General features: G+C 62.7%; 15 protein-coding genes. 7 read left to right on the top strand and 8 right to left on the bottom strand.

All coding sequences use genetic code 11. From position 1 onward, the window contains the following. The first annotated feature begins 3 nt into the window (after positions 1–3). Together AC1RRC_RS01960 and AC1RRC_RS01955 are read left to right on the top strand one after the other, a co-directional pair. On the top strand, positions 4–753 hold the full coding sequence (locus AC1RRC_RS01960) for a pseudouridine synthase (RefSeq protein WP_493053560.1): 750 nt from the start codon (positions 4–6) through the stop codon (positions 751–753). A 217-nt stretch (positions 754–970) separates the two neighbouring features. Beyond that, positions 971–1,642: a flagellar brake protein gene (locus AC1RRC_RS01955; protein ID WP_493053941.1), complete on the top strand. Its 672-nt coding sequence runs from the start codon at positions 971–973 to the stop codon at positions 1,640–1,642. A 144-nt stretch (positions 1,643–1,786) separates the two neighbouring features. Here the strand turns inward: AC1RRC_RS01955 and AC1RRC_RS01950 are convergent, their stop codons facing one another. The 4 genes from AC1RRC_RS01950 to AC1RRC_RS01935 form a co-directional block, all read right to left on the bottom strand. After that, complete coding sequence (locus AC1RRC_RS01950; RefSeq protein ID WP_493053559.1) at positions 1,787–3,220, bottom strand: sensor histidine kinase; 1,434 nt, start codon at positions 3,218–3,220, stop codon at positions 1,787–1,789. Beyond that, positions 3,217–3,882 carry a response regulator gene (locus tag AC1RRC_RS01945; protein WP_493053558.1) on the bottom strand — a complete coding sequence of 222 codons (666 nt, stop codon included), beginning with the start codon at positions 3,880–3,882 and terminating at the stop codon, positions 3,217–3,219. The genes AC1RRC_RS01950 and AC1RRC_RS01945 overlap by 4 nt, the downstream gene beginning before the upstream one ends. 58 nt (positions 3,883–3,940) lie before the next feature. Then, entirely contained in the window at positions 3,941–4,495 is a 555-nt protein-coding gene (locus AC1RRC_RS01940; RefSeq protein WP_493053557.1) for a hypothetical protein, read from the bottom strand. A gap of 94 nt (positions 4,496–4,589) precedes the next feature. Then, positions 4,590–5,048: a YybH family protein gene (locus tag AC1RRC_RS01935; RefSeq protein ID WP_493053556.1), complete on the bottom strand. Its 459-nt coding sequence runs from the start codon at positions 5,046–5,048 to the stop codon at positions 4,590–4,592. A 98-nt stretch (positions 5,049–5,146) separates the two neighbouring features. Here AC1RRC_RS01935 and AC1RRC_RS01930 point away from each other — a divergent pair, with 98 nt between their 5' ends. After that, complete coding sequence (locus AC1RRC_RS01930) at positions 5,147–5,467, top strand: DUF2288 domain-containing protein (protein WP_493053940.1); 321 nt, start codon at positions 5,147–5,149, stop codon at positions 5,465–5,467. Here AC1RRC_RS01930 and AC1RRC_RS01925 read toward each other — a convergent pair. The 3 genes from AC1RRC_RS01925 to AC1RRC_RS01915 all read right to left on the bottom strand — a co-directional run bounded on the left by AC1RRC_RS01925 (position 5,430) and on the right by AC1RRC_RS01915 (position 9,814). After that, positions 5,430–6,551: an alpha/beta hydrolase gene (locus AC1RRC_RS01925; RefSeq protein WP_493053555.1), complete on the bottom strand. Its 1,122-nt coding sequence runs from the start codon at positions 6,549–6,551 to the stop codon at positions 5,430–5,432. The genes AC1RRC_RS01930 and AC1RRC_RS01925 overlap by 38 nt on opposite strands. A gap of 207 nt (positions 6,552–6,758) precedes the next feature. Then, positions 6,759–7,742 (bottom strand): choice-of-anchor A family protein, encoded by a 984-nt coding sequence (locus AC1RRC_RS01920; protein WP_493053554.1) that lies wholly within the window; start codon positions 7,740–7,742, stop codon positions 6,759–6,761. Between the two features lie 101 nt (positions 7,743–7,843). After that, complete coding sequence (locus AC1RRC_RS01915; RefSeq protein WP_493053553.1) at positions 7,844–9,814, bottom strand: bifunctional 2',3'-cyclic-nucleotide 2'-phosphodiesterase/3'-nucleotidase; 1,971 nt, start codon at positions 9,812–9,814, stop codon at positions 7,844–7,846. A 156-nt stretch (positions 9,815–9,970) separates the two neighbouring features. Between AC1RRC_RS01915 and prfB the strand changes: the two genes are divergently transcribed. From prfB to lysS, 3 genes are all read left to right on the top strand, one after another. Then, positions 9,971–11,075, top strand: a protein-coding gene (gene prfB / locus AC1RRC_RS01910) for a peptide chain release factor 2 (protein ID WP_493053552.1) whose coding sequence is annotated in 2 segments (ribosomal slippage) — positions 9,971–10,051 and positions 10,053–11,075 — 1,104 coding nt in all. Because the reading frame shifts where the segments join, the coding sequence is not laid out codon by codon here. A 15-nt stretch (positions 11,076–11,090) separates the two neighbouring features. Further along, positions 11,091–11,771, top strand: coding sequence for an HAD family hydrolase (locus tag AC1RRC_RS01905; protein ID WP_493053939.1), 681 nt, complete (start codon positions 11,091–11,093; stop codon positions 11,769–11,771). 20 nt (positions 11,772–11,791) lie between these two features. Next, on the top strand, positions 11,792–13,345 hold the full coding sequence (gene lysS / locus AC1RRC_RS01900; protein ID WP_493053551.1) for a lysine--tRNA ligase: 1,554 nt from the start codon (positions 11,792–11,794) through the stop codon (positions 13,343–13,345). Positions 13,346–13,467: 122 nt separating this feature from the next. Here lysS and ppnN read toward each other — a convergent pair whose 3' ends face one another. After that, complete coding sequence (gene ppnN, locus AC1RRC_RS01895) at positions 13,468–14,838, bottom strand: nucleotide 5'-monophosphate nucleosidase PpnN (protein ID WP_493053550.1); 1,371 nt, start codon at positions 14,836–14,838, stop codon at positions 13,468–13,470. A gap of 303 nt (positions 14,839–15,141) precedes the next feature. Between ppnN and AC1RRC_RS01890 the strand changes: the two genes are divergently transcribed. Beyond that, positions 15,142–16,650 carry a peptide MFS transporter gene (locus AC1RRC_RS01890; RefSeq protein ID WP_493053549.1) on the top strand — a complete coding sequence of 503 codons (1,509 nt, stop codon included), beginning with the start codon at positions 15,142–15,144 and terminating at the stop codon, positions 16,648–16,650. Positions 16,651–16,997: the final 347 nt, after the last annotated feature.

The following is a 16,997-nucleotide window of genomic DNA, read 5'->3' as shown; positions in this document are numbered from 1 at the left end:
ACGATGTCAGAAGAGTTATTACGTCTCTCCAAGCGCATGTCCGAACTGGGCTTGTGCTCGCGCCGCGAAGCCGATGAATGGATCGCCAAGGGCTGGGTACGCGTGGACGGCAAGGTCGCCAGCGAACTGGGCACCAAGGTGTACCCGAGCCAGCGCGTCACGGTCGAACGGCAAGCCGCCGCCGAGCAATCCAAGCGCGTCACCATTCTCATCAATAAACCGGTCGGCTTCGTCAGCGGCCAGGCTGAAGATGGCTACAAGCCGGCCGTGACCCTGGTCAAGCCGGAAAACCGCTGGACCGAAGACACGTCGACCGAACGTTTCCACCCCACCCAGCTGCGCAGCCTGGTGCCGGCCGGCCGCCTCGATATCGACTCGGTCGGCTTGCTGGTGCTGACGCAAGATGGGCGCATCGCGAAAACACTGATCGGCGAACACACCGAAGTCGACAAGGAATACCTGGTGCGCGTACAGTACACCAAGGGCGGCAGGTTGCCGGACGCGGATTTGCGCAAGCTGAACCATGGCTTGTGGATGGATGGCAAACCCCTGCTGCCGGCCAAGGTGGTGTGGCAAAACGAAGACCAGTTGAGCTTTACCCTGCGGGAAGGCAAGAAACGGCAAATCCGCCGCATGTGCGAGATGGTCGGACTGAAAGTGGTCGGATTAAAAAGGGTTCGTATTGGCAAGGTTCGCCTGGGCAATTTGCCTGAAGGTCAGTGGCGATATTTGTCGCCGGACGAACACTTTTAACCACAGTTTGTCCTATGCACAGGCTGCAACTTTCTGATTGGCAAGCCAAACGCTGGACTAAACTGTAAACTAAGGTGAAAATCCGTTCCTTATCAAAGAGATACGTTAAGCGAGACCCAAGGTTGTGAACGATCCCATTCCTAATGAAATGCGCAAAGGCCCGCCACGGCTGCAGGATTCCGTGGAGCCTATCGTCTCGGGCGCCAAGCCGCACGAAATGACGGACCCGGACGATATCGGCGACTCGCTGACGATCTTGGCGGAAAATGGCGATGCCATCTCGATTTATCCGTCCGCCAGCACCGACGTGATCCTGGGGCGCATTTTATCGGTGGACCCGGAATTGCCGCACTTCGTGCTGGAACTGAACGAGGGCCAGCAAATTCCCCCCGGGGAAGCAACGTTTGTCACCTGGCTGCGCAGCGCCAAGCTGCAATTCAAGCTGTCGCAAGAAGCGTGGACCGCACAGCCGGAACAGCCGCACCTGATCCCGCTGGTCTTTCCGGATAAATGCCTGGTGCTGAACCGCCGCTCGTCGGCGCGCCTGGAAACGCCGCTGGGCGTGTATTTCACGGCCACCTTCGTCATGAATGGCAAGCCGCATGAATTGCAGCTGTATGACTTTTCGCTGGGCGGCGTCGGAATGCGCTGCGCCCCACGCGATGCCCAGGGCTTGCACGTCGGCCGCAAGCTGCAGCGCGTGCGCATCGAACTGGGCGAAGACACGGTCGTCATTGCCGACCTGGAAATCCGCCTGTCGCGCACATACCGTTCGTTCCTGCTGGGCGAGCAGGTGCAGATCGGCTGCCAGTTCCTCAACCTGTCGCCGATGATGCAGGAAGAATTGGCGCGCCAAATCGACAAGCTCAATTCCAGGATCAAGCGGTAAAATCCCGCCACGCTGAAACCAACCCACTTGCCTGGAGTGCGTAGGGCGGCTTTTACAAAGCCGCCATGCTTGCGCCGCGTTGTCCCATGCATGGCGGCTCGCAAGCGAACCGCCCTACGGAATACCGCAACGTCCTCCGGCAAATTATGCGGCCGGCAGCCACACTTCTACTTTTAATCCGCCCTGCTCCCCGTCGGTCAATTCAATGCGCCCGCCATGCCGTTGCGCCGCGCCCAGTGCGATCGCCAGGCCGAGGCCGCTGCCGCCTTGCGTCTGTTTCGGCGCCCGGTAAAAGCGGTCGAACACGCGTGCGCGCAATGCCGGCGCAATGCCCGGCCCCTGGTCTTCCACCGACAGCACGGCCCATCCTTCCACGTGCCACAACCCGACCCGCACCATGCCGCCAGACGGGCTGTATTTGATGGCGTTATCGACCAGGTTATCGGCCAGCGACACCAGGCTTTCGCGCCAGCCGACGATCGTCACGCCCGTCACCGCCTGCAATTCCAGTTCCACGCCGCGCGCGCCCGCCAGCCCGGACATCACGGCCATGCGGTCTTGCAGCAATTCGTCCAGCGCCAGCGGCACGCCGGCATCGCCCTGGTTAATGGCCGCGTCGCTGCGCATCAGCACCAGTAATTGCGACACCAGGCGCGTGGCGCGGTTCCCGCTCGACAAAATCCCCTCCAGCAATTCACGCTGGCGCCAGTCCCATGCCTGCGTGTGCAGCGCTTCCACGTTGATCCGCATGGCCGCCAGCGGCGTGCGCAACTCATGCGCCGCATCGGCAATAAAACTGCGCTCGCGGGCCGACGCTTCGGCCACGCGCGCCATCATCGCATCGACACTGTCCACCATCGCCGCCAGTTCCTGGTGCTCGCCCCGGTACGACAACGGCGCCAGGTCTTGCGGGCCGCGCGACGCCACTTCCTGCGCCACCCGTTGCCAGGGGCGCAGCGCCAGGCGGATCGACAGCCAGGCGGGCAACAGCAGGAACGGCAGTGAAATCACCATTGGCACCAGGTAATAGCCATGCGACGCCAGCGTGATGAACATGTGCCAGCCGCCCTGCGGCACGAACATGGCCACCCGCGCGCCCATGGCGCCGGTGACCACCCGCACGCGCCACTTGCGGCGGCCATCGTCATAGCTGCGGGTGGCGTCGCTGACGGCGGTGGCAACGAACGCTTCCGCATCGGCGCCCTGCGGCACGTGCGGCGAGCGGTACACCACGGCGCTGCGCTGCAATACCAGCAGGCCCGGCGCCAGTTCCGTGACGCCCTCCGCTTCCGCGTAACGCTGACGGTTGGCGGCATCGAGCGCCGCCAGGCTGTGGTACTGGCGCGCCGGGGCGTCGGCCAGGTGGTCCGCCACGGTCGCAACCGCGTGATACACACTGGTTTCCTTCAACACCGGCGCATCCGTGCCGTTTTCCGTTGCGGCATAAATAAACACCACGGTCCACAGCAAGGCCAGCAAACCCATTTGCGCCACCAGCAGGCGGCGCACCAGACTTGGCTCCGTCAGCGCGCGCCAGGCCATCGCCATCCACGAAGGCGCCACGGCGGCCTGCATCATTCGGCGCCCTGCTGGTCAATCACATAGCCGACGCCGCGCACGGTGCGCACGTAGCCGTCGCCGATCTTGCGCCGCAAGTTCGCCATGTGCACATCGAGCGTGTTGCTGCCGGACTGTGAGCCGGGCAGCGCCTGCTCTTCCAGGCTGCGCCGCGTCACCACGCGTCCGGCCCGCATGATGAGCATTTTCAGCAATTCATATTCACTGGCGGTCAGTTCGACCGGCGCGCCCTGCACCGCCACGCGGCGCGTCGGCGCGTGCAGCGACAAGCCGCGGACCGTCACAGCTTCGCCATCGAAGCCATAGCTGCGGCGCGCCAGCGCGCGCACCCGCGACAGCAATTCGGCCAGTTCAAACGGTTTCACAAGGTAGTCATCGGCGCCGCCATCGAGGCCACGCAAGCGGTCGCTGAGCGCATCGCGCGCGGACAGGATCAACACCGGCAAGCCCTGGCGCACCCGGCGGATATGGGCCAGCAGGGAAATGCCATCGCCATCCGGCAAGCCCAGGTCCAGCAGCACCAGGTCGCAGCCTGTGGTTTCCAGCTGGCGCCGCGCATCGTCGAGGGTGCGCACCCATATCGCTTCCATGCCCTGGTTGGCCAGCGCAATGCGCACGCCGTTACCCAGGTCCAGGTCGTCTTCAATCAGCAGTATCTTCATTGGCGGTATTAAAACACGCCGACCTGAAGAAAAGCTAAAGTTAGCGCCGCCCGCTCCGTTAGCGCAGCGCCGCCATTTTGCGGTCGTGCAGTTGGTCTTCCAGCTTCATGGCGGCGTGGGCGGCCCGCAAAGTCAGCACGTCGCGTTCGAGCGCATGGGTGCGCGGCGCGGGCAAGGGCGGCAGCGGGCGCGAAAGCGGCCGGGCCGGCGGCAGGCTGTCCGCCGTCAGGATAATCCGCGTCACGGCGGGCGGCGCCATCAGTTGCTGCTGCTCCGGCTCGGTTGGTTGCAGCTGCACATACTGCGGTTCCTGGCGCTGCATTTTTTGCTGCACCGGCGCCGATTCCAGCGGCAGTGATTGTGGCTGCGGATGCTGTGGTTCTTGCTGTGGAAGGATGCCAGGCGCCTGATCCACCAGCGGCGCCGGCCGTTGCACTCTTAACTGTCCGGCCTGGTCAGCCAGTGCCAACGTGACTGTCACCCCATCCTGCGCGGGGGTCACCATCAACTCGCCCACCCTGACTTGCCCTTGTGCAGGGCCCAGTGCCGGACTGATGGACAAGACAAATACGCCAATGCGCAACGCGAGACGGGTGGCTGAGTAGCGGTCCATGGCTGCCTCCTCTGGTTGATGCCCCATGGTGCGCCGCGCGCTGTCCGCCTTCTGTGCGGGCACGCACGCTGCTGTGCCCGCCTTTTACGTCTACCTATTTCTTGCAATCACAAACGTCCTGCCCCTTGTCGAACACGATGCGCCATTTCCCCGGCGCCTCCAGGCGCCACACGGAATTGAAGCGGGCGATCAGCTTGCCCGAGGGGTCATACACCGGGCCGGAGGAATGCGCCAGCGTGCCGGAATCGATGACATCGACCTGGTCCGGCTCCCACGAAAACGGGGCCTCCTTGCCGTCATAGAATTTCTTCCAGAATTGCGTCACCTGCGCCGGACCACGCAGCGGCACGGGACCGGAGTAAAACACGGTTTCCTCCGACAGGAAGGCGGTAAACGCGGCCAGGTCACGTGCTTTCATGGTGGCGGCAAAAGCCCGCTCGGTGTCGGCGACCTGCTGCTTCAATTCCGCGTTGGACGGGGCGGCCAGCGCGCCGCTTGCGGCCAGCGCCAGCGTGGCGCAAGCGGCGGCACGGGCCAGATGGATATTGCGCATCGGATCTCCCTTCAGAATGATGGATGGAACCCGATACTACGCCCAGGCTGATCGCGGCCGCAAGTCAGCCGCCCGCCGGATCGGTTATCATGTCGCCCATGCAAACCAAACCTGAAAAAGATCTCGAACTTCACACCAAGGTCAACCGCGAAACCGCGCGAGTGGCCTGGTCTGAACTCATTAAACATTTCGCTTCCGGTACCGTGATCTGGGTGGCCGACGAACTCGACCTGATCGACGTGGCCGTACGCATCGCCCATGACGACAAAGCCAGCGTCACCGCATGGATGACCAGCGGCCAGGTGGCCAAAGTCACCGACGAGCAGGCGCAGCGCTGGACCGACACCCACGCGGAACTGTGGGCCAGCGTGGTCAGTCCGTTTATCCTGGTGCAGCAGCAAAAAGGCCCGCGCCACTGACCTGGGCACTGGACTGGCAGGCATGGCGTTGCGGCGCCGTGCGCACAAATCCCGTGACCGCCCGCACCAGCGCCGGCGCCAGCGGCCAGGTTGGAATCGTGTATGACGGTAATTGCCGCGCCATCCCGGCCGGCGCCATTTTCAGCACATGGTTCATCCCTTCCACCAACGCCATGGCCGCGCCGGGCTGCGCCTGCTGCAACAGCCTTGCCTGGTCCACGCCGACCTGCACATCATGCGTCCCCTGCACGATCAGCGACGGCAACGACAGGCGCGCAAATTCCTGCGCCGGTACATAGCGGAACCACGACATCATGTAAGGCTGCACCGAGGGCCGGAACACGGCTTGCAACTCGGGGCGCGCGGGCGGTTGCGCCTTGCCCTGCTCCAGCGATGCCAGCATGCTGCTGGTGGCGCGCGCCAGGTCCGGCGTCAGCCTGGGCAGCCATTGGCGCCGCAACAGAACGGATGCGCCCTGCGCCGGCCCCGCCAGGGAAATAAACCCGTCGGCGCCGCCCTCGTGCGCCGCCAGCATGCCGATCAGCGAACCTTCACTGTGACCAAGCAAGGTGACCGAAGCGTAGCGCTGGCTGCCGTGCGCCATCCGCAGCCATGCCGCCGCGTCGGCGGCGTGGGTGGCGGGACGCAACACGCTTTCATCCGGCGCGGCCGCCTTGCTGGCCGCGACACCCCGCTTGTCATAGCGTAGCGAGGCAATGCCCTGCGCCGCCAGCGCCTGCGCCAGTTGTTTCAGGCTGTCGCTGCGGCCCGGTAACAAGGCACTGTTGCCATCGCGGTCGGTGGGCCCGGATCCGGCCAGCATCACAACCAGCGGCGGACAATCAAGCGCACCCGGCACGGTCAGCGTGCCATGCAAGCGGCCGCCAGGCACGGACAGGGATACGGCACGGGACGATGCCGCGTATGCCGGTGCGGCCTCTCCTGCCGGAACAGCCGCCAGCAGCGCCAGCGGCGCCAGGGCCCCCATCAGCACCCGGGAAGCCCGCCAACGCGACGTTGCCGGCACGCACGACAAAGCCCGGCGCCAACGCGCAATCTCCGGTAGCAGCACAGTCCCAGGCATGGCAGAGTCCTCATCGAAGCAACGATTCCATGCTAGCGCTTTTAGCGCCCGCTCTTTGTTAAACCGGCCACCGATCACAGCGCGCGGCCGGCCTGCCGCCCCGCCGCGCTGGCGGCGCCGTTGCCGGTCCGGCCCATCAACTGTTCGTTAATTGCAAATTTACGTTTGCAAACAGGGCTGCGAAACCATCCGCAGCCCTGCAGCGCCTTACTGTGCGCGCCGGCGGCGCCGCGCCAGCAGACCCATCATCATGGCGCCCGCCGCCAACAGCGCCACCGATGACGGTTCCGGCGCCTTGCCGCCCCCATTCGGATTCGGGAATTCATAGGCGGCAAAGCTTTCGTAGCCGATCTCCAGTGCCGACGACAGGGAATTGGCGATCACATTGCCTTCCAGGTGCCCGGTCCCTTTGATATCGGCCTTGTTGGCCAGCAGCGAACCCCAGCTGAACGTGTTGACGTTGACCGTGGTGGCATTCAAGACATTGAACAGCACGCGGTCGCGCAGTGCTTCCAGGCCGCTCTGCCCGCCGGAAATCTCGACCGTGCCGCTGCCCAGCACGTTGATCACCACGTGGGCGCCGGCTTTCACGTTCGTTAATTGCAGGTTATTCACCTTGTCGGATGCCAGGTTAAAGATTTGCAAGTCGGACTTGCCGTCGCCCGTCAGCAGGGTGCCGCCATTTGCGCTCGACACGGTGCCATTGGCCGCCAGCGCCGCCAGCGACGTGCTCAAGTCCGTCATCTTGGTTTTTGTGGCGTTGAAGTCGATCCCGGTCGCCCCCTTGCGCAAATCCAGGTAATTCACGGTGGAATTATTCGCCCCCGCATACACCGCGTAGCCTTCCTTCATGGCGTAGCCCGTGTTCGGGCCGATGTTGGCATTGGTGTTCACATTGGTGGTGGGGCCATTGAAGATGCTGCCATGGCCCAGCTGGATATTGCCGCCGACCACCACGCTGGGGCCGCTGTTGCCGTAGGGCGTGCGGTAGCCGAACGAATACGCGTCGGCCTGCAGGTTGCCGCCCACCGCCACCCGGCCTTCGATGTCCGTCACCTTGCTGACGTTGCCATAAATGAACGCGCTGTAGCCGGACGCCACGCCGAAATCGATACTGTTCAAGACAGCGGCAGGCGCCTGGGTTGCGCAGGCGGCGCCCAGCAGGGCAATGACAAGGTGGCGAAGGGTCATGGATGTTGTCCAGGTCAGGGAACCCGGATTTTAACATCGGCACAACACCTATTGCACTAGAAAAATGATACCAAATATAGACCAGATGTATTTTGGCCAGCTTAATCCCCTGCCAAATCCACGCTGTAGACCGCATACCCCTTGCCATCGTCGGGCCGCAATTCCCGCACCGTGTTGAGCCCCGCATCGCGGGCCGCCTGCAGCATGCCGGGGGCGGAATGGATCACCACCGGCCCGCTGGTGCGCACCGGCGCAAAGCGCCAGCTGCGCGCGCCGCCATTGGTGGCACGCGTCAGCGTTTGCGCCTGGCGGATGTAGCCGATCAGCACATCGCGGCTGGCGTCCGGCGACGCGAAAATGATGTTGCCGCCATCGAGCCCGGGGAAGTTGCCGCCGCCGCTGGCCCGATAGCTGTTGGTGGCGACAAGCATTTGCGCGCCGTCCGCCACTGGTTTGCCCCGATAGGTCAACTCTTTGATCCGCCTGCCCGGCGGCTGCGTCACGTCGATGCGGTATTGCAGGGCGCTGTCGGTCACCATGTCGAAGTTGTAGCCGGCGAAGGCCTGGTTCACCAATTCCTGTTCAGCGGTGGCGGCCGGGTCGATGGTATTAAACCGCTCCGCGGCTTTTTCCAGCCACGCCTTCAAGCCCGCCCCCGTCACCTTGACCCCCGCCAGCGCATTCGGATACAGGTACAAGTCCGCCGCGTTGTTCAGCGCCAGGACGCCGGCCTTCACATCCGTGTAGTCGCCCGGCCCCGCCATGCCGCTCTTGAACGGCGCCGACACCGACAACACCGGCAAGTCCGCATACTGCGGCAAATTCGTCCGCACATAAGCCGCCAGGTACGCGGCCTGCGCCTGATTGACGGGCTGGATCGCGCTGACATCGCCGGCATCGGCGAAATACGTGGTCATGCGATAGTCCGAACGCCCGACCGGCGCCTGCACATAGCGCACCGCGCCGGCATGTTCATCCCGCACCAGCGCGGCAATCGCCGGGTCCGGCGCCGTGTGTGGCGTGACGCTGCGCACTTGCGCCACGGTCCGCTCCCGCGCCACCGTCCAGCGCCCCTGCTCCATGGTCAGCGCCAGCGCCAGCACGCCCAGTTGCTTGCCCCACTGGCCCGCCATCACGGTCGGTACGCCATGCACGGTTCCCTTGACCTTGTCGACACCGGGCAAGCCATATTGCGGACCAGCGCCGGCCGCATTCGGGAACGCATGGTGGGCGTGGCCGGTCAGCATGGCATCGATGCCCGGCACCTGCGCCAGGTGCCAGCTGCCGTGCTCCATGTCCGGCGTATACGGCGTGTCATCGAGTCCGCCATGGGACACCGCAACGATAATCTCCGCCCCCTCGGCGCGCATGCGCGGAATCACCTTGCGGGCGGTTTCCACGATCCCGTGCGCCACGGCGCGCCCCTCCAGCGCCTTGCGGTTCCAGCTGTTCACCACCGGCGTGGTCAGGCCAATGATGCCGACTTTCACGGTGGCCATCACCGGTTTGCCGTCGGCGCCGGTGGCGCGGATGCGCTTGTCGATCAGGAGGTAGGGCTGGAACAGCGGCTTGCCGGTGTTGACGTCGTCCACATTGGCCAGGACCAGGGGAAACGCGGCGCCCGCACACCCTTTGCCCGCCGCGCGCTGCAGGAATGGCAAGCCATAATCGAAGTCGTGGTTGCCGACCATGCCCACGTCATAGCGCAGCGCATTCATGGCCTTGTGGATGGCCAGCGGCTGGCCGCAGGGCAGGACATTTGGACCTGCCTGGTAATCGGCCAGCGCATTGCCCTGGATCGTATCGCCATTATCGATCAGTAAATTGTCTGGATATTCCGCCCGGGCCTGGGCAATCAGGGTGGCGGTGCGTTCCAGGCCGGAGCTCGGATCGGCCGCCAGCTTGTAATAGTCGTAGCCCAGCACGGCGGCGTGCAAATCCGAGGTTTCCAGCAGCGCCAGGGTGGCGCGGGCGCCCTCCTGCGCGCCGTTCGGCGCCGGCGGGACGGCGCACCCCGCCAGCAACAGCAGTGTCAGCGCGAAAACAGGCTTCGGGAGGCGGCTACGGCGCATGGGTTTGTCCACTTGGCAAAAGGTTGAGCGCGATGATACTGCCAGGTTCAGGGCCGTTCAAGCGAAAACATGCCGTTATCGCGCCTGTTTGCCCCGGGATGGGAGCGCTCTGGAGTATAATTCCCGGTTTGATTTCACTACGAAGAAGACCATAAGATGGAAGCCGAACGCATCAATGCCCTCTCCGCCCTGCTCGCCGATCTGACGACCCGCGAAGCCGAACTTCGGAGGTATCTTTGACTTCACTGTCAAGTCGGAGAAACTCGAGCAGGTAAACGGGGAACTGGAAGACCCCAACGTCTGGAATGACCCCAAACGCGCCCAGGACCTGGGCCGCGAAAAGAAAGCGCTGGAAGCGATCGTCCTGACCCTGGAAAAAGCCGACCAGGACTTGCGCGACATGGGCGACCTGTTCGCCATGGGCAAGGAGGAAGGCGACGACGATACGCTCGAAGCCATCGCGCTGGACGCGGAAGAGACCAAGAAAGTCATCGAAGGCATGGAATTCCGCCGGATGTTCAACAATCCGATGGACCCGAACAACTGCTTCATCGACATCCAGGCCGGCGCCGGCGGCACCGAAGCCCAGGACTGGGCCTCGATGCTGCTGCGCCAGTACCTGCGCTATTGCGAGCGCAAAGGCTTCAAGGTCGAAGTCATGGAACAGTCCGACGGCGAGGTGGCCGGCATCAAGACCGCCACCATCAAGGTCGAAGGCGACCACGCGTACGGCTTCCTGCGCACCGAGACCGGCGTGCACCGCCTGGTCCGCAAATCGCCGTTCGATTCGGCCAACGGCCGCCACACGTCGTTCACGTCGCTGTTCGTGTACCCGGAAGTCGATGATTCGATCGATATTGAAATCAACCCGGCCGACCTGCGCATCGATACCTACCGCGCATCGGGCGCCGGTGGACAGCACATCAACAAAACCGACTCCGCGGTGCGCCTGACGCACGGCCCGTCCGGGATTGTCGTGCAGTGCCAGAACGACCGCTCGCAGCACCGCAACAAGGCCGAGGCGATGGAAATGCTGAAGGCGAAACTGTTCGAACTGGAACTGCGCAAGCGCATGAGCGAACAGCAAAAGCTGGAAGATTCGAAGACCGACGTGGGCTGGGGTCACCAGATCCGCTCGTACGTGCTGGACCAGTCCCGCATCAAGGACTTGCGTACCGGTTTCGAGACGGGCAACACGAAAAACGTGCTGGACGGCGACCTGGACGACTTCATTTCGGCTTCGCTGAAACAGGGCGTCTAAGCGATGACGATGACGATGGACCCGGCGCGCCGCGCCTTCATCTTCGACATGGACGGCACCATCGTCGACAACATGGGCTTCCACATGAAGTCGTGGCTGGAATTCTTCGCCCGCCGCGACATGATCCTGGATGCCGATGCCTTCTTCCGCGACACGGCCGGCCGCCAAAGCCATGAAATCATGAGCACGTATTTCGGCAAGCCGTACACCAAGGAAGAGTCGCGTGAACTCGACGATGAAAAGGAGGCGCTGTACCGTGAACTGTACGCGCCGCACCTGAAAACCGTCGAAGGTTTCATGGAACTGACGGCCGCGGCGCGGCGGCAGGACGTGGCGCTGGCCGTGGCGACCGCCGCGCCAAACGACAACATCGCGTTCACCCTGGACGGCCTGGATTTGCGCAAGCATTTCAATGCCGTGGTCGGCGCGGCCGACGTGGCGCGCGGCAAACCGAATCCGGATGTGTTCCTGCTGGCGGCCGAGCGCTGCGGCGTGGCGCCGTCCAACGCGATCGTGTTCGAAGATGCGCCGCTGGGCGTGGAAGCGGCGCGCCGCGCCGGCATGCGCGCGGTGGTGCTGACCACCACCCTGCCGGCCAGCGCGTTTGCCGAATTCGACAACGTGATTGCCGTCGCCCGCGATTTCAGCGAACTCGATATCGCCGCGCTGTTCGCGGCGGAAGCGCAAACGAATTAAAAAAACTATTTGGACCCCATATGACTACGGAAAACCTGGCCACACAAGAGAGCACTGCAGACAACGCCCCTGTCCCACAGGAAGAAAACAAGATCATCGCCGAGCGCCGCGCCAAGCTGGCCGCCATCCGCGAAAAAGGCGTGGCTTTCCCGAACGATTTCAAGCCTGAACACAAGGCCGCCGGCCTGGCCGCGCAATACGGCGACAAGACCCGCGAAGAGCTGGAAGCGGCGCCGGTGGAAGTGGTGCTGGCCGGCCGCATGATGCTCAAGCGCGAAGCCGGCAAGAAAGCCGCGTTCGCCACCCTGCAAGACGCTTCCGGCCCGCGCTGCGACGGCCGCATCCAGATCTACGCGACCCTGGACACCACCGGCGAAGAAGCCATGGCATCCCTGCGCACCTATGACCTGGGCGATATCCTGGGCGTGAAAGGCACGCTGTTCAAGACCAAGACCGATGAACTGACCATCAAGGTCACGGAACTGCGCCTGCTGACCAAGTCGCTGCGCCCGCTGCCGGACAAGTTCCACGGCCTGGCCGACCAGGAAACCAAGTACCGCCAGCGCTACGTCGACCTGATCACCAGCGAAGAAACCCGCCGCACCTTTAAAGCCCGCACCGCCGCGATGTCGTCGATCCGCCGCTTCATGGAAAAGAACGACTTCATGGAAGTGGAAACGCCGATGCTGCACCCGATTCCGGGCGGCGCCGCCGCGAAACCGTTCATCACCCACCACAATGCGCTCGACATGCAAATGTTCCTGCGCATCGCGCCGGAACTGTACCTGAAGCGCCTGGTGGTGGGCGGCTTTGACCGCGTGTTTGAAATCAACCGTAACTTCCGTAACGAAGGCGTGTCGATCCGCCACAATCCGGAATTCACGATGATGGAATTCTATGCGGCCTACACCGACTACCAGTGGCTGATGGACTTCACGGAAGCCGTGATCCGCCAGGCCGCCGTCGATGCGCACGGCACCGCGACCCTGACCTACGGCGGCCGCGAACTGGACCTGGCAAAACCATTCCACCGCCTGACCATCGTGCAAGCCATCAACAAGTACGCGCCGGGCTACACCGACGCGCAGCTGAACGATGCGGAATTCATCAAAGCTGAATTGCTGAAGTTCGGCGTCAAGCCGCACGCGCACTCGGGCCTGGGCGCGCTGCAACTGGCGCTGTTCGAAGAAACCGCCGAAGCGCAACTCTGGGAGCCAACCTACATCATCGACTATCCGGTCGAAGTGTCGCCGCTGGCCCGCGCATCGGACACCCGTGCCGGCATCACCGAGCGTTTCGAACTGTTCATGGTCGGCCGCGAAATCGCCAACGGCTTCTCGGAGCTGAACGATGCGGAAGACCAGGCGGCCCGCTTCCTGGCACAAGTCGAAGCCAAGGATGCCGGCGATGAGGAAGCGATGTACTACGACGCCGACTACATCCGCGCACTGGAATACGGCATGCCGCCGGCCGGCGGCTGCGGCATCGGCATCGACCGCCTGATGATGATCATCACGGACTCGCCGAACATCCGCGACGTGCTGCTGTTCCCGCACCTGCGCAAGGAAGATTGATGTAACGGTATAAAGAAAACGCCGCCGGTTAAACCAAACCCGGCGGCGTTTTCTATCTGAACCGGCGCGGTCGCCAATCCCGTAGGGCGGCTTTCACAAAGCCGCCAAGCAGGCCACTAGCCCTACTGGATCACCTTGTAACAAGGCGTGTACGCCTTGCCCGCCAGCTTCATCCTGCTCTGCGCCACAAACGACGCCAGCAGCGCATCCATCGGCCCCATGATCTCGGTTTCGCCATGCAGTTCGAAGTGGCCATACTGCTCGATCGCGCGGATGCCGTCTTCCTTCACATTGCCCGCCACCACACCGGAAAACGCACGCCGCAAATTGGCCGCCAGCATGTGCACCGGCTGGTTCTTGTGCAAGTTCAGGTTGCGCATGTTTTCATGCGTCGGCGCGAACGGGCGCTGGAATTCCTGGTCGATGCGCAACGCCCAGTTGAAGTAATACGCATCGCTGCGCGCCTTGCGGAATTCCCGCACTTCCTTGATCCCCGCCTGCATCTCGCGCGCCACCAGTTCCGGATCGTCGACGATGATCTTGTAGCGCTGCTGCGCTTCTTCGCCCAGCGTGGTGCCGATAAAGCGGTTGATCTGCGCAAAGTAGTCGCGCGATGATTCCGGTCCCGTGAAGATCAGCGGGAACGGCGTGCCGGCATTATCCGGATGCAGCAGGATGCCGAGGATATACAGGATTTCCTCGGCCGTGCCGGCGCCGCCGGGGAACACGATGATGCCGTGGCCGGTGCGGACAAACGCTTCCAGGCGTTTTTCAATGTCCGGCATGATCACCAGGCTGTTGACGATCGGGTTCGGCGATTCGGCGGCAATAATGCCCGGCTCGGAAATGCCAAGGTAGCGGCCCTGATGGGTGCGCTGCTTGGCGTGGCCGATGGTGGCGCCCTTCATCGGGCCCTTCATCGCGCCCGGGCCGCAACCGGTGCAGATGTCCAGCGCGCGCAGGCCCAGCTGGTAGCCCACTTCCTTCGAATAGTTATATTCGGTGCGGTTGATCGAGTGGCCGCCCCAGCACACCACCAGGTTCGGATTCAATTGCGGCTTGAAGATGCCGGCGTTGCGCAAGATGTGGAACACCGCGTCGGTGATGCCGTCAGTGCGCGTCAGGTCGAATTTCGGGTTGTCCGTGACTTCATTGGAGACGAACACAATGTCGCGCAGGACGGAAAACAAATGTTCGTGAATCCCCTTGATCATCTTGCCGTCGACAAAGGCGATCGACGGGGCGCCGCGGATTTCCAGCTTGATGCCGCGTTCGCGCTGCTTGATGTCGATGTCGAACGATTTATAGCGGTCCAACAACTCCTTTCCATCGTCGATAGTGCTGCCGCAGTTCAGCACCGCGAGGGCGCAGTTGCGGAAGATGTTGTAAAGCCCGCCCTTGCCGGAATCGAGCAACTTGGCGACTTCCGCCTTGGTCAGCACTTCCAGCATGCCTTCAGGGGAAATCAGGGTATCGACAACGTCATGTTCCATGATACGAAGATCCTTATTCAAATTCGCTTTTGCAACTATTGTCCCTGCGACACCAATATACGCCAAGTAAGCAATTTTGGGGCCTCCGATTGATAGCGTACGCCTATCGCGCCTCACTACGCTGTTGCAATCAAGTTCACAATGTTGCAGCGCAGCGAGCGAATTTCTGGACATGCGCGTAAGGTAGATTACAATGGCGCACCTTGTGGGATACGGGTCTCTGGAAGGCGTGTTACAAGCGCGTTTTTTCCTGGCTCTGGTCCCATATTTTTTTATCAAAACCAAAATTAGGAGAGGCACCATATGAGCGGTGCAACGATGCAGAAGGCGGCGGAGATCCAGCCGCCCGAGTATAAACAGGTGTTGGGCCACCCTGCCCCACTGTGGATGCTTTTCATGACCGAATTCTGGGAACGCTTCGCGTTCTACGGCATTCGCTGGGCGCTGGTGCTGTATATCGTCGCCCAATTCCATGGCGGTAGCGCTGCCGGCCAGGCGGACGCCAACCTGACCTATGGTTCCTACCTCGCACTGGTCTATGCGGCTGCGCTGTTCGGCGGCTACGTGGCGGACCGCGTGATCGGCTACCAGCGTTCGATCCTGGTCGGCGCCGTGTTCATGGCCGCGGGCCTGTTCATGATCGCGATTCCCGATCCCACCATCTTCAAAGTCGGCCTTGCAACCATCATCGCGGGTAACGGCCTGTTCAAACCCAATATCTCGACCATGGTCGGCAAGCTGTACAGCGTGTCCGATGCGCGCCGCGATTCCGGCTTCACCATCTTCTATATGGGCATTAACACCGGCGCGCTGATCGCCCCGGTGCTGACCCAGATACTGGCGGAAAAAGTGTTCGGCGTGGACGGCATGCCTTCGTACAAGGTGGTGTTCCTGGCGGCCGGCGTCGGCATGATCATCAGCCTGATCTGGTTCCAGATTGGCCGTGGCGGCCTGAAAGGCGTTGGCGCCCCCGACCCGCAAGCGACCAGCATGGCGCGCGTGGTGTACGTGGTGCTGGGCTGCTTCGCGGTGATCCCGGTGGTGTACTTCCTGCTGGCGCTGGGCGGCCAGAAGCTGCAAGTGGTGCTGACCGTGCTGTTCATCATCCTGGCCGGCATGCTGCTGCTGGAAGGCTTCCGCAACGGTAATGTGGCGCGTGACAAGGTCATCGCCATGATGGTGATCTTCACCTTCAACATCATGTTCTGGATGTTCTTCGAACAGGCCGGTTCGTCGTTCACCTTCCTGGCTGAAAACATCGTACGCCGCGACTTCGACGGCTGGACCTTCCCGACCGCGTGGTTCCAGACCGTGAACTCGCTGGCCATTATCGCCTGCGCACCGATCATCGCGATGATCTGGGTGGCGCTGGGCAAGCGCAACGCCAACCCGTCGATCCCCCGTAAATTCGGCCTGGGCATCCTGTTCAACGGCGCCGCGTTCGCGCTGCTGTGGTTCGCCCTGACCGCGCTGGTCGGCGACGACGCCAAGATCCCGTTCTGGACCCTGTTCATGGTGTACGTGATCCAGTCGGTCGGTGAACTGTGCCTGTCGCCGATCGGCCTGTCGATGGTGACCAAACTGGCCCCAACCCGCCTGGTCGGCCTGGGCATGGGCGGCTGGTTCCTGTCGACCGGTATCGGCAACAACCTGTCCGGCATCTTCGCCTCGCACGCTTCGGGCGAAAGCGGCATGTCGGTGGCCACCGCGTTGAACGCCTACACCTCGGGCTTCTGGATCCTGATGATCGGCGGCGGTTTGCTGTTCCTGATCGCACCGTTGATCAACAAGTTGATGCATGGCGTGAAGTAATCACTGCGCTTTGCATGTCGAACTAAACGGCGGCGGGTTTGATACCTGGCCGCCGTTTTTTTGTTGGGACGCCGCCCGCGGATTTCATGTTTCCGCTCACCAGGGAGGAAAGCGCGGTTTTAAGGTCGCCATTTGCGACCTTAAAACTGTATGAGCGTTCCGGCCGGGCAGCTCAACGAACAAGTCAGGCGCTTTTAGGAACGCTTCCCGTCCCATTTGGTATCCGAATTACGGCCGGCGAAAAGACCAAAGGTGGTCGTAAATTGCAACTGCTTCACCGAGCTGAAATTCCCGATGTTGCGGCCATATGGCTTCACCATACATGGCGCGATCAAGATCGCCAACGT

This window comes from Pseudoduganella sp. GW821-FHT12E03, assembly GCF_058807115.1.
This window is presented reverse-complemented; position numbering and strand designations above follow the sequence as displayed.

Excerpts from the sequence above, each read along its gene's own strand:
- AC1RRC_RS01960 (WP_493053560.1), top strand. The coding sequence starts at position 4 with ATGTCAGAAGAGTTATTACGTCTCTCCAAGCGCATGTCCGAACTGGGC.
- AC1RRC_RS01955 (WP_493053941.1), top strand. The coding sequence starts at position 971 with ATGACGGACCCGGACGATATCGGCGACTCGCTGACGATCTTGGCGGAA.
- AC1RRC_RS01950 (WP_493053559.1), bottom strand. The coding sequence starts at position 3,220 with ATGATGCAGGCCGCCGTGGCGCCTTCGTGGATGGCGATGGCCTGGCGC.
- AC1RRC_RS01945 (WP_493053558.1), bottom strand. The coding sequence starts at position 3,882 with ATGAAGATACTGCTGATTGAAGACGACCTGGACCTGGGTAACGGCGTG.
- AC1RRC_RS01940 (WP_493053557.1), bottom strand. The coding sequence starts at position 4,495 with ATGGACCGCTACTCAGCCACCCGTCTCGCGTTGCGCATTGGCGTATTT.
- AC1RRC_RS01935 (WP_493053556.1), bottom strand. The coding sequence starts at position 5,048 with ATGCGCAATATCCATCTGGCCCGTGCCGCCGCTTGCGCCACGCTGGCG.
- AC1RRC_RS01930 (WP_493053940.1), top strand. The coding sequence starts at position 5,147 with ATGCAAACCAAACCTGAAAAAGATCTCGAACTTCACACCAAGGTCAAC.
- AC1RRC_RS01925 (WP_493053555.1), bottom strand. The coding sequence starts at position 6,551 with ATGCCTGGGACTGTGCTGCTACCGGAGATTGCGCGTTGGCGCCGGGCT.
- AC1RRC_RS01920 (WP_493053554.1), bottom strand. The coding sequence starts at position 7,742 with ATGACCCTTCGCCACCTTGTCATTGCCCTGCTGGGCGCCGCCTGCGCA.
- AC1RRC_RS01915 (WP_493053553.1), bottom strand. The coding sequence starts at position 9,814 with ATGCGCCGTAGCCGCCTCCCGAAGCCTGTTTTCGCGCTGACACTGCTG.
- AC1RRC_RS01905 (WP_493053939.1), top strand. The coding sequence starts at position 11,091 with ATGGACCCGGCGCGCCGCGCCTTCATCTTCGACATGGACGGCACCATC.
- lysS (WP_493053551.1), top strand. The coding sequence starts at position 11,792 with ATGACTACGGAAAACCTGGCCACACAAGAGAGCACTGCAGACAACGCC.
- ppnN (WP_493053550.1), bottom strand. The coding sequence starts at position 14,838 with ATGGAACATGACGTTGTCGATACCCTGATTTCCCCTGAAGGCATGCTG.
- AC1RRC_RS01890 (WP_493053549.1), top strand. The coding sequence starts at position 15,142 with ATGAGCGGTGCAACGATGCAGAAGGCGGCGGAGATCCAGCCGCCCGAG.